This is a genomic window from Streptomyces sp. NPDC088733, from assembly GCF_044751185.1.
Classification (GTDB): domain Bacteria; phylum Actinomycetota; class Actinomycetes; order Streptomycetales; family Streptomycetaceae; genus Actinacidiphila.
The window spans coordinates 1-15,439 of record NZ_JBIVLH010000049.1; the positions used below are offsets into that span (position 1 = coordinate 1).

The 15,439-nt window shown below is 69.8% G+C and carries 11 protein-coding genes and 1 pseudogene; 11 read left to right on the plus strand and 1 reads right to left on the minus strand.

Translation table 11 applies throughout. The features are described from left to right. The 6 genes and pseudogenes from ACIP64_RS40815 to ACIP64_RS40840 form a co-directional block, all read left to right on the plus strand. A pseudogene (locus ACIP64_RS40815) lies at positions 1-595 on the plus strand (hypothetical protein); the annotation flags it as partial. Positions 596-657: 62 nt separating this feature from the next. Further along, the gene (locus ACIP64_RS40820; RefSeq protein ID WP_401597759.1) at positions 658-888 is read left to right on the plus strand and encodes a hypothetical protein; all 231 of its coding nucleotides are present in this window, start codon (positions 658-660) and stop codon (positions 886-888) included. A gap of 1 nt (position 889) precedes the next feature. After that, positions 890-1,249: a hypothetical protein gene (locus ACIP64_RS40825; protein ID WP_401597761.1), complete on the plus strand. Its 360-nt coding sequence runs from the start codon at positions 890-892 to the stop codon at positions 1,247-1,249. Positions 1,250-1,900: 651 nt separating this feature from the next. Beyond that, a complete protein-coding gene (locus ACIP64_RS40830; RefSeq protein WP_401597763.1) occupies positions 1,901-2,845 on the plus strand; it encodes a hypothetical protein in 945 nt (314 codons plus the stop codon). 286 nt (positions 2,846-3,131) lie between these two features. Beyond that, positions 3,132-3,749, plus strand: a complete 618-nt coding sequence (locus tag ACIP64_RS40835; RefSeq protein ID WP_401597766.1) for an NYN domain-containing protein — start codon at positions 3,132-3,134, stop codon at positions 3,747-3,749. Positions 3,750-3,838: 89 nt separating this feature from the next. Then, positions 3,839-4,237 (plus strand): hypothetical protein, encoded by a 399-nt coding sequence (locus ACIP64_RS40840; protein WP_401597768.1) that lies wholly within the window; start codon positions 3,839-3,841, stop codon positions 4,235-4,237. Between the two features lie 36 nt (positions 4,238-4,273). Here ACIP64_RS40840 and ACIP64_RS40845 read toward each other — a convergent pair whose 3' ends face one another. Then, on the minus strand, positions 4,274-5,014 hold the full coding sequence (locus ACIP64_RS40845) for a hypothetical protein (RefSeq protein WP_401597769.1): 741 nt from the start codon (positions 5,012-5,014) through the stop codon (positions 4,274-4,276). Positions 5,015-5,738: 724 nt separating this feature from the next. Here ACIP64_RS40845 and ACIP64_RS40850 point away from each other — a divergent pair. The 5 genes from ACIP64_RS40850 to mobF all read left to right on the plus strand — a co-directional run bounded on the left by ACIP64_RS40850 (position 5,739) and on the right by mobF (position 15,095). Then, positions 5,739-6,485, plus strand: a complete 747-nt coding sequence (locus ACIP64_RS40850; protein WP_401597771.1) for a hypothetical protein — start codon at positions 5,739-5,741, stop codon at positions 6,483-6,485. A gap of 619 nt (positions 6,486-7,104) precedes the next feature. Then, entirely contained in the window at positions 7,105-8,658 is a 1,554-nt protein-coding gene (locus tag ACIP64_RS40855) for a competence protein CoiA family protein (protein ID WP_401597774.1), read from the plus strand. Between the two features lie 306 nt (positions 8,659-8,964). Further along, positions 8,965-9,711 (plus strand): hypothetical protein, encoded by a 747-nt coding sequence (locus tag ACIP64_RS40860; RefSeq protein WP_401597777.1) that lies wholly within the window; start codon positions 8,965-8,967, stop codon positions 9,709-9,711. Further along, complete coding sequence (locus tag ACIP64_RS40865) at positions 9,708-10,226, plus strand: hypothetical protein (RefSeq protein WP_401597780.1); 519 nt, start codon at positions 9,708-9,710, stop codon at positions 10,224-10,226. Before ACIP64_RS40860 ends, ACIP64_RS40865 begins: the two co-directional genes overlap by 4 nt. A gap of 399 nt (positions 10,227-10,625) precedes the next feature. After that, on the plus strand, positions 10,626-15,095 hold the full coding sequence (gene mobF / locus ACIP64_RS40870) for a MobF family relaxase (protein ID WP_401597815.1): 4,470 nt from the start codon (positions 10,626-10,628) through the stop codon (positions 15,093-15,095). Positions 15,096-15,439 lie beyond the last annotated feature (344 nt).

Here is a 15,439-nt window from a genome sequence, read left to right on the forward strand (position 1 = left end):
TCGCGAACTGGACGCCGCCCGCCAGCAGTTCGAGGCCGATGCCGCCCGAGTGAAGACGAGCGCCGAGCAGGCGATCGCCACGGCTCGCGCCGAGGCGACGGCCGCCGTCGCGGAAGCCGAAGAGCAGGCCCGCGGGCGCGTCGAGGCTGTCGAGACCACCGCCGGGAAAGCCAGGGTCGAAGCCGACCGGCAGCTCCGGGAGATGGCCGAGGCCATGGAACGCGCCGCGGCCGAGGCCCGGGAAGACGTTGTGCGGGCACAGGAGCAGCAGGTCGGCGCCGAGGACCGGGCCCGTGTTGCCGAGGAGAGCGCCCGCCGCGCCACCCACGACGCCGAGGTGCGGGTCGAAGCCGCGAAGGAGGCCACCGAGCGGGTCCGCACCGAACTGACCGCCGAGTTGGACCGGGCCCGCGCCGCAGCCGAACGCGACAGCGGGCGCCTCACCGACCTGGAGACGCGAGTGGACCAGCTGCGCGAGCAGCTCGACACCGCCCGTACCCAGGCCCGCGAGGCCGAACGGCAGGCAGACGAGCAGATCCGCGCCCTACAAAGGGACCTTGACACGAAGACCGCAGAGCTGGGCAAGCGCAAGTGACCTGGTGGTTCCGCCGACGTCGCCCGGCGCCGTTACCCGGAGGCGACCACTTCCGCCGGCAGTTGGTCGTCGCCGCCGACTGGGCCATCACCGCCGCACGACGGGCCGCCTCGTACGGCGAGCGCGGGCGCGTCACGGTCGAGGACGTGCAGGCCAGGATGTACGACGACTTTCGCGTTGCGGCTGTGCCCCGGGATGTCGCCGGCGACGTGCTGCGCGAGCGGTTCGAGCTGCGGGCCGGGTACTTCGACCTGGACACCGACGCCTACGACGACATCCCGGAGGAGACCTGAGGTGTCCTCACGCGAGCTCGACACCACCACGGCCGCCGCGCCGGTCGCCCGCATCACGGGCATAGCGACCGCCGTCGACCGCCCCGGTCAGGACAGCGAGCTGGCCTATCTGGCTCCCGCTGCAGCAGCAACCCTGCGGCTGCTGGCCGACGCGGTCAAGCGTGGGGCCGACCAGGACGCCATCGTGCAGGCCCTCATCGACGCCGAGGTACCCGAGGCGTTCGCCGAAGTGTTGGACGCCGCGTCAGGCGCCACGAGCGAGGCCGCGGGCGACGACGGCTGGGACTTTGACGACCGCCTGCGAGCGGACAACCTCGCTGCCGCAGCCAGCGATATCCGCCGCGCCTTCCTACACATCTGAGGGTCCGAGTGCCGTGTCCCGCCAGCAGGGACACGGCAAGCTCCCGTTTCGGTGAGCGAAATGGCCGACAGGATGTTTCGGGATGATCTACGCAGGATTTCCCGTATGGCGTGTCACCCGCCACACGGACGTCACGAGTTGTGAAAAGCTGCCGGTTGCCTTAAACGCGCGATCTTTCAGGAGTCGCCCCTAGACAGCGAAAAGCGCCCCAGGGACCCAGTCCCATGAGGCGCAACCGCCAACTTCATATCCGCTTGTTCGTAGCTCTCGTCCCGCCCCAGGTCGCCAAACCGTTCGGGTCGTGAGCCGGAGAAGCACTGCCCTAAGCAGCCCATCAGCTTCCGGGAGACGACTATAGCCGTCCGTCGCTCGGTCTGCACAGCACTGCCCGGCGACGACACGCCGCCGGTTCTGCAGGTCCGGCAGACCGTTCTTCGCTTTCCTCACATCAACCGCACCCTGTGGTACCGCACGGCCGCTCTCGCGCACTACCGCGGCCACCACGGGCCCGGTCTGCAGGCGTTCCTGCAGCACGCAAGCCTCAACGCGAACGCCGCCGGCCGCATCCGCGACGTTCCGTGCCTGATCCAGACCTACGCCGCATCCCGCGAGATCAGCGAGCGCGCCGCATGGAAGGCCCTGCGTGCGGCCGTGGACACCGGATGGATCCGCTGCACACAGAAGGCCGCCCCCGGCTACACCGCCCGGTACGAACTGCAGCTGCCCGCCGACCTGGTGCCCAACGAGCTGCCGGAAGACCTCGCCCGCGCTCTGCGCTTGTGGGACGAGGAGGTGCTGCCGGAGCCCGACCACGCCGACACCCGGGTCGGCCACCTCACCGCAGTGCCGCCCCTCTCCACCATGGCGGAAGATCCCGACAGCAATGAAGTTCAGACGTCACCTCCTTACGCGAAGGCGTCTTTTCCCCTGTGGTCTTCTACCTGCAGATCCCAAGGGGCGATGTCGCGCTACGGAGGACCGCCGCCACGGCGTGGCGCCCGTCGCGACCCACTCCGGCCGGATGAGGTCGAGGCCGCACGCGAAGTGCTGGCCCGCTGTGGTCCTTGGTGGAGCCAGCAGCGAGGGGCGGGCCGTGGGTCGCTGTCGACGGCCGAGGTCGAGGCTCTGGTGGGTCCGGTGGCATACGCCTTGCGCAGGGCCACACCGACGGAGCTGATCGAGCTGGTGACCGTCCAGACCCGTTCCGCCCGGTCGCTGCCGCACGTCGTCGGTGCCCGGGTCTGGAAGCTGATCCGATCCCGCACCGAGCACTACCGCGGCCGGGACGTCCCGGCGGACGAGGCCGGCGAGCGTTACTCGAGCATGCTCGCCAGGAGAGCCCTCCGCCAGGACGCGGTAACAGTCCGCACCACCGATCTGCGTAGCGACCTGCGGGAACGGATCGAGCTGCAGGCAATGGCCTCGCGGTTCCCCGCTGATCCGCCGTGGACACTCCGCCGTAGCTGGGCCCAGGAGGACGAGGCAGTGCACGCCGACGAACGCGCATTCGCCGACCTGGTGGCACACGCCCCGCCCGTCGAGGTGTACCGGGCCTGTGTGGAACGGTCCCGCCGCGAACGACGCGGCCCCCACTAGCGCACTGGCTCCCACCAGGCCCGGACGCGTGAAAGGCCTGCTGCCAGTCCTTTCACTCCATCACACCTCATTGCACTCTGTTGTCAAAGGGTGTACATTTCTTCCATACCCCGCCGGGACTGCAAAGGCCCGGTTAGACGGCCCCGCAAGGGGCCGTTTTTGTATCTCCGAACAAGAACTGCTTGGGCCAGGTGCACGGCAGGCAGCCGCGGTGTCCTTCCTCGTACACCAGCGACGCACGTGCGTGAGCAGGTCGAGCGGGTCGCCGAAGGACATCGAGAGCCCTGTGCCCGGTCTGATCACCTACGTGGACGGCTTCAACCTCTACCACGGACTCCACGATCGCTACCGTCATCGCTTCCTCTGGCTCGACCTGGTCGAGCTAACCCGGCAACTCCGTCCAGCAGACGAGCTGACCAAGGTCAGGTACTTCACCGCACCGGTGTTGGACGACTCGCCGGCCGCCAGCCGTCAGTCCTCATACCTGCAGGCACTCACCGCCCACAACGGCCCCATGATCGACATAGTCCAGGGCCGCTACCAGCGGAAACCAAAGCAGTGCCGTCAGTGCGGATCGACGTGGACCAGCTACGAGGAGAAAGAGACCGATGTGAACATCGCTGTCTCCCTCGTTGCCGACATTGCCACCGGCCAGGCAACCTCAGCGATGATCATCAGCGCGGACAGCGACCTGGGCCCTGCCGTCCGTATGGCACGCTCCCTCGCTCCCTCGACGCACATCGTTGCCGCCTTCCCGCCCCGCAGGCAGTCCACAGAACTGCGCAATCTCATGCCCTCGTCGTTCACCATTGGCCGGGGCCGCATTGCTGCCTCACAGTTGCCGGAGACGGTCAAGGACCCGATCACCGGTCACTCCATCGAGCGCCCCGAAAAATGGCGGTGACCCAGACACTGGGGGCGCCGGACAGCTGAGTTTCAGCGCCTGTCAGCGCCGGGGCCTAGGGTCGGTGGCCCGCCGAACGAAGGAGGCCCATGGAGACGCCGTACGTGCCGTTGCCTGCCGAGGTGTTCGATGCGCCGCCGCCATTGGATGTGTACGCGGACGGCCCGACGCTGGCGGACCTGCAAGCCCGCGTCGAGCAGCTGATGGACACCACCGAATGGCGCGAGAACCGCGAGTACCGCTTGCTGAACGCCGTTGTTGCCGACCGCCGGGCCCTGCTGGCCCCGGGTGAGACGTCCGCCCAGCAGGACGCACACACGGCAGCGTGGCTGCTGCGCGAGTTCGACGAGGACCACCGCGGGGGCGGTTGGATGGGCAAGCACCCGCCGTTCGCGCCCGAGTGGGAAGCCGCCGGCGGCAGCCGCCCCTACGCCAGGCAGGAGTACGCCGCATGGCTGCAGACCGGGCAGCCCGGCCACCTCGGGTGATGTTGAGAATCTGAAACTGGCCTTGATAGCAACAGGTCAGCCGCCTGCCTCGGCAGTGCCTCCGGGGGTCTCGTCCGCAGCGGCGGTGAGTCCGAGGAGTTTCTGCAGGGGCAGGCCCGCTGCCCAGGTCGCGAGCTGGTGGCCGTCGAGTAGGTGCACTCCGCCCTGACGATTAGCCCAGTGCACGTCCGTCCGCGAGAACTCCCCGCGATTGACGACCAGGCGCACGATGCCGCCGACGTGTTCACGTCCGGCGACCCGCAGGAAGCCGGGCGCCGGGGCGTCCGAGGCCCCCTCGCCCGAGAGGCGGAAACCGACGTCGATACGGATACGGATCGACGGGTGGCCACCCAGCAGCCGCGGCCGTCCCTCGTGCGGTGCCTTGCGCATGCGCCAGCCGTCGCGCCGCAGGAGCGTCAGCACCGCGGCGGGCAGCTGTCGGTCGTCCAGCGCCTGCAACTCTGCCGCGGTCCAGATTCCGCTCCGCCGGCGGGCGACAGCACGGCGCCACCGCACCAACGGCACCACGGTGCCCGTGAGTAGGACCACGCCGAGTGCCAGGCCGCCGGGCCCCAGCACCGCGTGCAGCCACGCCAGCAGCGCGACCGGGCCCGCCACCACGGCGAGCAGCAGTACGAAGGCAGGCAGCACGTCCCAGACCGTGGGCCCGTACCGGCCGTCCTGACGGGCCCGCGAGACTGCTTGCCGCCGAGTGCGGTACTTGGTCCCAGGGGCCGTGTAGCGGTCCCACAGCCCGCGCACGCGTACGTCCTCCACTGTCGGTTGCAGCCTTCCTAATGTCGTACAAATACTCCTGGCTGCAGCCTGCGTGCCATACCGTCCACGGGATCGATCTCTTCGCCGGACTGTGACGAGTTGCAGCGTGTTGCCGCATGTCGCGACGGGTTGCAGCGGATTGCTATGCGCTGCATAGCAATTGAGAACCCGCAGGTCATCGACTTCTTTAGACACCTCGGGCGGCATGTGACGCGCTTTGCCAACAGTCTGGCGATGTCCCCGATACTGTCTTAACTGACGAGCCCAAGTGGCCTTCCTGACGGACCCTCTTCTGTGCACACGTGAGCACAGAAGGAAGGGAGGTGAGGGATGGCCGCAGAAAAGGAGCCGCCGGACTGGGCAGCTTGGTCCGTGATGATCGCACTGATCCAGGTGGTGCTGGATCTGGTCACACGGAAGGGCTACTAGTCCGGCGGACTCGTCACGCAGGGGGTCGGCCGATGGCCGGCCCCCTCTCCACTTCCCCGTCCAGCGGGCGGGAACTGTACACCCGTTGGCACTGGACCCACTGTAGGACGCCGGGCCGCAACGTGAAGCGGGAATCGCGGACGTCTCATTCTTGTACGTTCGCGCTCGCCGCATCCATTTGCATCCCTGCAGCTCAACCCGGGGTTGCCCACGCATCTTGCCCCGCTCAAACGCTCGCCACCAAACGAGCGATCGACCTTCTCTTTTTTAGCGTGCGCACACTAGGATTTGGGGTATGGCGAAGTTGGAGGAGCGGGACGGTACGCGGATCGTCGGCGCGTTGGAGACGGCGTGGTCGACCATCCGGGCGCGGCACCCGGAGGTGCCGGATGTGGTGGTGGTGACCGGCAGCGGGAAGCCCAACCGGGGGAAATACCTGAAGCTGGGCAGTCACGACCCGGAGCGGTGGGTGGACGCGTCCGTGGCCCGCCGTCGGCCGCAGGTGTTCATTTCCGGGGAGCTGCTGGCAATGGGCGGGCACCAGGTGCTGCAGACGTTGCTGCACGAGGCCGCGCACGCGCTGGCGTTCGCCCGGGGCCGGATCAAGGACACGAGCGCGTCGGGGAACCGGTGGCACAACCGGCGGTTCGCGAAGTTGGCGGAAGAGCTGGGGTTGCAGCCGCCGCAGCGGGCGGAGCCCGTGCTGGGCTTCTCCAACTGCGTCCTGAGCGACGACACCGCCCGTTCGTACGCCACGGTGATCCGCCGACTCGACCAAGCGCAGCTGCCGTTCCTGGACGGCAAGGGGGCCCCACCCCGGGAGGGCGAGGACGAGACCGGCACGAAGCCGAAGAAGGAGAGCCCGACCGCCGGCAAGCGAGTGGCGGCCGAGTGCGGGTGTGAGCCGCCCCGCCGTCTGCAGATCACGCCCAAGCTCCTGCAGGAGGGTCCGGTGCTGTGCGGGCTGTGCGAGGCTGCGTTCGCCCACCCCGACGTCCCAGCCGTCACCGACGATGATCCGGAGCAGGAGAACGCGGCATGACCGAGCGGGAACCGGTGCCGTGGGCCCAGCTGGCGGCCGACGACGCCACGGTGGCCCGGTACGGCGAGCGGGTGTACCGGCGGGCGCCGGACGCCTGCTGGTGGTGGCTCGGGGCGATCAGCGACACCGGACACGGGAAGTTCCGCGCCGGCGCCCGCGCGGCGGGCACCTCGCGGGTCGTGTCGGCGCACGTGCTCGGGTGGATAGTCGAGCACGGCGTGGACACGCTAGGCGCGGGCCTGGTGGTCCGGCACCGGTGCGACGAGGGCGCATGCCAGAACCCGGGCCACTGGGTGGCAGGCGCGCGGGCCGACAACATCGCGGACTACTACGGGGTCCGGGGAGTATCGGAACCGGTTTTAGCGGTAGGGGCGGCACCTACGCGACGGTGGAGACCCGCGCGCGCCGCCCATGCCTCCAGGAGCCGCGCCTTGCCGGGCTCCCGGTGCCCGCGACGTTCCGGGGCTGAATGTGGGATCGGCGCGCGTGGGGCTTCCGGCGGTTACCGTTCGGATGTTCCCCGCTGGAGCTGGCACCCGGTCGCCTGTCCGATTTCTTCATATCGACTGTCAGTAGTGGCTTGCACACTACGGGTTGAGATGACTTCCGGAGGGGACCGATGGGGTTTCGGGCCGTGCACGCGCAGTGGGGGACGGTGTTCGCCCACCTGCCGGATCTGGGGTGCGGGAGGTCGTGGGAGGAGGTGTGGAAAGTCCGCCCGCCCGAGCCGATCGTCTGCGTGGAGTGCCTGCACCCGATGTACGCGAAGACCTCCTCCAGCGGCCTGAGGTTCTTCGCGCACGCCCCGCACGCTCCGGACTGCGAGATCGCCCGGCAAGGTGAGTCGGAGGCGCACCACCTGCTCAAGCTCGAACTCACCAACGCCGCCCGGGACGCCGGTGCCCACGCGGAAATGGAGGTACGGGCGGCAGACGGGTCCTGGCGCGCGGACGTCCTGGCCACCGACCCGGGCGGCACGTGGTCCATGGCATTGGAGGCCCAGTTGTCGCCCATCACGGCCGTCGACATCGCGGCCCGCACCGAACGGATGGCCGGGGACGGCGTGACGGCGTGCTGGTTCAGCGACCGACCCCAGCCTCCGTGGCTGGGCACGGTCCCCTCGGTCCGCCTCGCCCCGGCGGACACCGGCGGACTGGCCGTCACCGAGGGCCTGGTGAAGTTCGAGCGCGGCAGCTGGACCGTCCCGGCTGATGTGGGCCTCGCTGACTTCCTGCGCTGGGTGTTCACCGGCCGGGTCGTCCAGCACGCCCCGCGCACAGGACTGCGGTACCCGCTGCGGAAGCTGCCGCTGGTGTGGACAGCACCGCAGTACGTCGCCGCCGAGGACCGCTACCTGGTCGAACAAGCGGAACGCGACCGGCTCCAGCAAGAGCGTCAGGCCGCCTACCAGCGGAAGCGGGAGAGGGAACGCGCCGCGATCCGCGCCAAGAACGAGATCTCCCGCGCCCGTGCTCTGCGCCGGGCCACCGTGGTGGAGGAGACCGTACGGCGCGAGTGTGGCGGCGTCTCCTCGCCGGAACACAGCAGGATCACCGCCCGCCCAGGCGTGCGGGCCGCGGTGGACTACCTCGCCGAGCGCGGCATCACCGCGGCCGCCGGGTTCAGCTTCAGCCAGAGCCGGTGGGCTGGCGGCGTCCCGCTGGTAGGCGACGACGGAGTCCCCGTCGCCGTGCTGAGCCCGGAGCCGTCACTGGTCAGGTCAGACGCGTTCTTGCTGCTGGCCGGGATGCTCCTGCTATTCCAGACCAGGGCCGAACACCAGCGTTTCGACCGCAACACCCGGCGCCGCAGGATGGTGCCCACTGGCGGCTACCAGGTCGAGCTCCTGTCGGCCGATCCGGCCGCCCCGCCCAGCGCCGCGCCGCCCGCCCGACCGCACCGCCGCACGGGTGCCACGTGTTCCTGCAGACAGCCGTCCCTCGCCGTCACGATCGCCCGACGCCAGTACCCGGCCAAGCCCAGCACCACGATGGGACCAGCCGCCACCCTGTTCATTGCCTCCTGCCTCACCTGTGGCGGTAGGTACGACAAACCGTGGCGCCGCACCATCACCGTGCCCCAGCAACGGGCCCCGGACGGCGCCGCCACCGTTGAGAAGGTCGAGGCCCACCCGCAACAGGAGGAGGAGCCCTGCGGGCAGGACGACTCCTGAGCCAGGCCCGTACCTGCCTCATCCCTTCGCGCCGTGGGGACCGGCGGGCCCGGGGTCGCTCACCCGGCGACGGCGCCGCGGCGAACCGACCGAAGCGGGCCTCTTGCTCAACAGACAGATACTCAACAGGCATGACCAGGACCGTAAGGGCCACTGAACAGGCAAAACGGCCCCTTCATCGAACCGGAACCAAGATCACCTCACTACCGCTAAAACCGGTTCCGATACTCCCCGGACCCCAACCCGTACCGAGCGCCCACTCCACCCCCTGCCATTTCTTAGCGTGCGCACACTAGAATCCTTCTCATGGCGAAGCTGGAGGAGCGGGACGGTACGCGGATCGTCGGGGCGTTGGAGGCCGCGTGGTCGACCATCCGCACTCGACACCCGGAGGTGCCGGACGTGGTGGTGGTGACCGGGAGCGGGAAGCCGACGCGGGGCAAGTACCTGAAGTTGGGCAGCCACGACCCGGAGCGGTGGGTGGACGCGGCGGTGGCCCGTCGCCGGCCGCAGGTGTTCATCTCCGGGGAGCTGCTGGCGATGGGCGGGCACCAGGTGCTGCAGACGATGCTGCACGAGGCCGCGCACGCGCTGGCATTCGCTCGGGGCCGGATCAAGGACACGAGCGCGTCAGGGAACCGGTGGCACAACCGGCGGTTCGCGAAGCTGGCCGAAGAGCTGGGGTTGCAGCCGCCGCAGCGGGCGGAGCCCGTGCTGGGGTTCTCCAACTGCGTCCTGAGCGACGACACCGCCCGGTCGTACGCCACGGTGATCCGTCGACTCGACCAAGCGCAGCTGCCGTTCATGGATGGCAAGGGCGCCTCGCCCCGGGAAGGCGAGGACGAGACCGGCGCGAAGCCGAAGAAGGAGAACCCGACCGCGGGCAAGCGGGTGGCGGCCGAGTGCGGGTGCGAGCCGCCCCGCCGTCTGCAGATCACGCCGAAGCTGCTGCAGGAGGGCCCGGTGCTGTGCGGGCTGTGCGAGGACCCGTTCGCCCACCCCGACGTCCCTGCCGTCGCCGACGACGTCCCGGGGCAGGAGGACGCGGCGTGACCGAGCGAGAGCCGGTGCCGTGGGCGCAGCTGGCGGCCGACGACGCCACTGTGGCCCGGTACAGCGAGCGCGTGTACCGGCGGGCGCCGGACGCCTGCTGGTGGTGGCTCGGGGCGATCAGCGACACCGGGCACGGCAAGTTCCGCGCCGGCGCCCGCGCGGCGGGCACCTCGCGGGTCGTGTCGGCGCACGTACTCGGGTGGATAGTCGAGCACGGCGTGGACACGCTAGGCGCGGGCCTGGTGGTCCGGCACCGGTGCGACGAGGGCGCATGCCAGAACCCGACTCACTGGGTGGCGGGCGCGCGGGCCGACAACATCGCGGACTACTACGCCCGTCGCGGTCGGCTCGGTGGCCCGCTGGCCGACGTGCGTGGCGCGGCGGGGCGCGCGGTGGCCGTGCGGGACGCGATCCTCGCGGCGCTGCCCGGCGGGCCGGAAGCGGTCGAGGCCGCCATCGCGGTGGCTCTCGCCGCCGGCCATCCGTCCGGCGCGCAGCAAGACCCGCTGTGGTGATTCTGGTGTGCGCACGCTAAGCCGCCCACCCGGACCGCCGCCGCCCCCAACTACAGCTGGTAACAGTCGAGCCCCTGCCGGGATCTCTCCGGGCAGGGGCTCGTTGTCGTCTTCGGGAGCGTACCGCCCCCGAGCGGGCGAAGGCCAGAGCAGCCCAACGTCGTTCGAGCCGAGGCGCCGTCAGGGACCGCACCGAGCATCCCGCTTGCCGAGCAGTAGGCCGAGCCAGTCACCCATGAAGGCCCACCCAAGATGCCAACCCGATTACCAGAAGCGACCGTTGTAGACAGATGATCAACCCTTTCCAGACCTAACACACCCTTGCATCACGATCCGATGGTCCGTACCGTGATCCGTATGACCGTTTCTGTGAGCCCGGGTGCCGACCCGGGCTATCTCATGAATGCGGTCGGGAAGGGTGCTGAGCACTACTACCTGAAGGCGATCGAGCAGGCGGGGGAGCCTGCGGGTCTTTGGTTGGGTGACGGCGCAGCGGATCTTGGTCTCACCGGCGAAGTTGATCATGAAGTGATGGCTGCTCTGTACGGGCAGTTCACCGATCCTCGCCGCCTTGAGGAAGCACGGACTGTTACCGAGGCGCGGTGGGAGGACTTCCGCGCAGCGCACCCGGATCTACGTGTTGGCACGGCCGCGTACGCGAAGGCGCGGGCTTCGATCGAGGCTGAGGTGCGGGCGGAGTACCGCCTCGGTTCGGCGATCCGGGACTACTCGAAGTCCACGGAGAAGAGGGTTGCCGAGGCTCTGGCGGAGCTGCCGGCAGGCGCGACGCCGGAGAAGCGGCGGGCCGTGGAGATGGGCGTGCGGGCGAACGCCCAGCAGAACCGGATGTACTACGACGCGACGTTCTCCGCGCCGAAGTCCTGGTCGCTGCTGCACGCCTCCCTGCAGATCAAGGCAGCCCAGTCCCGCGAGGCAGGCGACTTGGAGGCCGCGCAGGAGTTCGCCGGGCAGGCCGACCAGGTGTGGGCAGCGTGGATGGAGGGCGTGGAGGCTGGCCTGCAGTACCTGCAGGACGAGGCCGGGTACGCCCGCGAGGGCCGTTTCGCGGGCAAGGGCGGCACGACCGGCCGCCGCGTGGACGCCCACGAGTTCACGGTGGCCGCGTTCCGGCAGCACACCAGCCGGGACGAGGACCCGCAGCTCCACGTGCACGCCGCGATCCTCAACCGGGTGAAGGTCGAGCACACCGACCCGGTGACCGGCGAGGTCACCGAGAAGTGGCTCGCCCTGGACGGCCAGCAGATCTACAAGCAGGCGAAGGCTGCCGGGCACTTGTCGGAGCGGGTGGCGGAAGAGGCCCTGGTGCGCCGTCTCGGGGTGCGGGTGGCGACCCGCCCGGACGGCGTGGCCCGGGAGATCGTGGGCATCGAGCAGGAGCTGCGCGACCAGTACTCCAGCCGCCGGCGGGTGGTCACCGAGAAGGTGGCGGACCTGGCCCGCAAGTACGAAGAGCGCAACGGCGTGGCCCCGGGCGCGCACCAGCTGGCGAAGATGGCCCAGTTCGTGGTGCTGGACGAGCGGAAGGCCAAGACCGAGGCGACCAGCCGGGAAGACCTGCTGGCCCGGTGGGAGGCAGCGTGCGTGGAGGAGCTGCGCGGCTCGCTGGCCGACGTCCCGCAGCAGGTCCGGGCAGCCTCTGACGAGCTGGGTGTCGAGGCGGTCCCGTTCGACCCCACGCAGGTGGTGCGGAACGCGGTCCTGGCCGTGCAGGCGGAGAAGTCCACGTGGACCAAGGCGGACCTGATGGTGCAGGTCGCGCGGGAGCTGCCGGACTGTCTCGGCGGTCTGGAGTCGTATCAGGTCACGCACCTGGTCAGGGAGCTGACGGAGGCCGCGACGGCGCCGGATGCCGGCACCGCGGTGGTGCGGCTGACGCCGCCGGAGCTGATCCCGGTCCCGAAGGAGCTGCAGCTGGCCAATGGGCAGTCGCGGTACTCGGACCCGTCCGGCGACCGCTATACCACCGACCGCACCCTGCAGCGTGAGGCGAACCAGCTGGAGTACGCGCAGCAGCTCGGTGCCCCGCAGGTGGACGTTGCCGCGATCGAGGAAGCCCTCGCCCGGGTGGAGCTGAATGAGGGCCAGGAGGCCGCGTTCCGGGGCATCCTCGGCTCCGGCCAGAAGGTCGAGATCCTGGTGGGCCCCGCTGGTACGGGCAAGAGCCGCCTGAACGCCGCCGTCAACGACGCGTGGAAGCAGCACGTAGGCACTCCGGTGCTGGGCCTGGCCAGCAGCCAGCGGGCTGCCCGAGTGCTGCAGGAAGAAGGCGTTGACCAGGTCGAGAACATCTCGATGTTCCTCCTCTCGAATAAGAACCTTGCGGACGGCATCAGCGCACCGCAGTTCGAGCGGTATCGCCTGCAGCCCGGGCAGCTGGTCATTGTGGACGAGGCCGCGATGACGGAGACCGACCACATTGACCAGATTCGGCGGCTTGCGGAGGCGGCCGGGGCGAAGGTGATCCTGTCCGGCGACCACTTCCAGCTGGATGCGGTCGGCGCGGGCGGTATGTTCCGCGAGATGGCAGAGCAGCTGCCCAACGTGCACGTGCTGGACGACGTGATGCGCTTCAGCTCCGAGTGGGAGCGGGACGCCTCGCTCAAGCTGCGGACCGGGGACACGTCGGTGCTGGTGGCGTACGACGACCGGGGCCGCCTGCTGGGCGGCTCGCGCGAGGACATGATGCGCACCGCCTACCAGGGCTGGCTGGCGGACCACATGGCCGGACGGGACGCCCTGCTGATTGCCGCGACGAACGAGCAGGCCGACCACCTGTCGGCCCTGGCCCGCCAGGACCTGGTGCGGTTCGGCGAGGTCGAGCCTGGTGGGATCGAGCTGCCGACGCGCGGCATCACGATCGGCATCGGCGACACCGTCCAGCTGCGCAACAACAACCGCACGCTGACCACGGCAAACGGGCGGTGGGCAGTCAACCGTGACGTGGTCCGGGTGACCGACCGGTTCGAGGACGGCAGCGTCACCGTGGCATACGAGGACGGGCAGGAGATGCGCCTGCCCGCCGGATACGTGCGCGAGCACGTCGACCTGGCCTACGCCGGCACCGTCCATGCGGCTCAGGGCCGCACGGTCGACGTCTGCCACTCCCTGGTCGACGGCGCGCAGGCCCGAGAGGGCTTTTACGTGGCGATGACGCGCGGGCGGCACGGCAACTATGCCTACGTGGTCACCGAGCAGGAAGGCGTCCGCCCCGAGCAGCAGCCGGACCTGGTGGCGGTGCTGCAGCAGACGCTGGAGGCTTCCGACGCGCAGCCTGCGGCCACCGCGGTGCTGCGGGAAGAGTTGGAGCGGTCGGTCTCCCTGGACCGCTGGACGACGATTCTGGAAGACCTGCAGATCGAGCACGCGGGCGCCCGCTACGGCCAGGTGCTGTTCGAGGCGCTGGGCGAGGACGGGTACCGGCAGATCCGGGACGAGGCCGCGTACGGCAGTCTGCTGCAGCTGGCCCGGTCGGCGGAGTTCGCTGGCCACGATGCCGAGCAGCTGCTGACCAGCGTCACCGAGGCTGACCTGTCGGACGCCAAGACGCTGTCCAGCGTGCTGCACTACCGGCTGACCCGGGAGATCGAGCGCGCCGACCGCGCCCTGGTCCGCGAGGCAGAGCAGCAGGTCCGCGAGGCGGTCGTCCGCCAGCAGGACGCGGTCAAGGAAGTCTTCACCGCCGCTCCGGGCATTGAGGACTCCCTGCAGGCTCTGGTGGACCAGCAGATGGCCGCGATGACCGAGCTGGAGGTGCTGCACGGCGGGCAGGCCGAGCAGACCCGTCACGAGCTGTCCGAGGCCCGTCTGCAGGAGGCAGAGGAGCGTTCTCGCTGGGATGCCCGGGTCGCCGAGATGGACGGCCCGGTCGGCGAGTACGCCCAGCAGGCTGCGGAGATGATGGAGTCCCGCCGCCTGGAACTGGGACGGCAGCTGGCCGACGCGGACGAGCGCCCGGAGTGGGCAGAGCGCCTCGGACCTGTACCCACCAGTGAGGCGTGGCGCGAGGCGTGGATTGAGCACGCCGGCACCGTGGCCGCCTACCGCGAGGCCCACGGGTACGACTCGGAGCGGGACGCGATCGGCGAGGCCCCGCCGCAGCACGCCGTGGACGTGCGCGCGGACTGGGAGCGGGCCTTCCGTGCCCTTGGAGAGCCCGAAGACCGAATGGACTTGGTGGGCGCCAGCGAGCACCAGCTGCGCGAGCAGGTGGCCCGCTACGAGCGTGAAGAGACGTGGGCACCCCGGTACGTGGCGGAGCAGCTGCGCGAGGACCACCAGGCCGCGCGGGAAGCGCATCGGCAGGCCGCTCAGCTGCAGGTACAGGCTTCCGAAGCGGCCGACGACATGGAGCGTGCCCGTCTGCAGGCAGAAGCCGCCGAGCAGGCGCAGATTGCCCAGAACCTGGCGGAGCGAGCCGAGAGGCTGGAGAAGGTCCACAGTGTCCGCGAGGACTGGCACGAGCACACCGAAGAGGTACGCGAGCGCGCCCAGGCCGCACGACGTGAGCTGGAGCTGCGCGGCGTAGACCTGCAAGACCAGGAGCAGGACGTGGCCCCCGAGCAGGAGACGGAGCCGCAGGAGCCCACGGCGGAGCAGATTGCCGAAGACCGCGAGGTCGGCGTGGAGGACCCGCAGGAGCCTGTCGTTCTGGACGGCCCGGAGTTGGACGGAGCGGTCGACCAGGCCGCCAGCGCCCGGCAAGAACTCGACGGCCGGGAGGAAGCGTCCCGTGCCATGCAGCAGGCCCGCCAGGACCAGGTGATAGAGCAGGCTGCCGCCGACATACAGGCGATCCAGCAGGTCCGCGAGCCCGTGATCGAGCAGGGTGGGTATGAAGTCAGCATGTGACCCGCCCCGGCCGTGCCTTCTGGCCGACTGTCGGTGGACGTCGGTACGGTCATCACATGGCGGGTAACCGGTGGTGGAACCGCGGGGACAAGCCGAGTGGGGACTCTACTCCCCAGACGGTGCACCCCAGCCTGCGCGGATGGACCCAACCAATGCCGCAACGAGCGCCGGCCGTCATGCCGGAGATGCCCTCGTACCCGCCGCCCGCTGGATACGAACCCGCCTCGGAACCAGCCCCGGCGCCTGTCCCCGCAATGGTGGGGATTCATCCTCGGCCTCGAATCGAACGACTCGCTGCAGAGTTGGACGCGGACCTGAAAGCGCCCCACTACAACACTCGCATG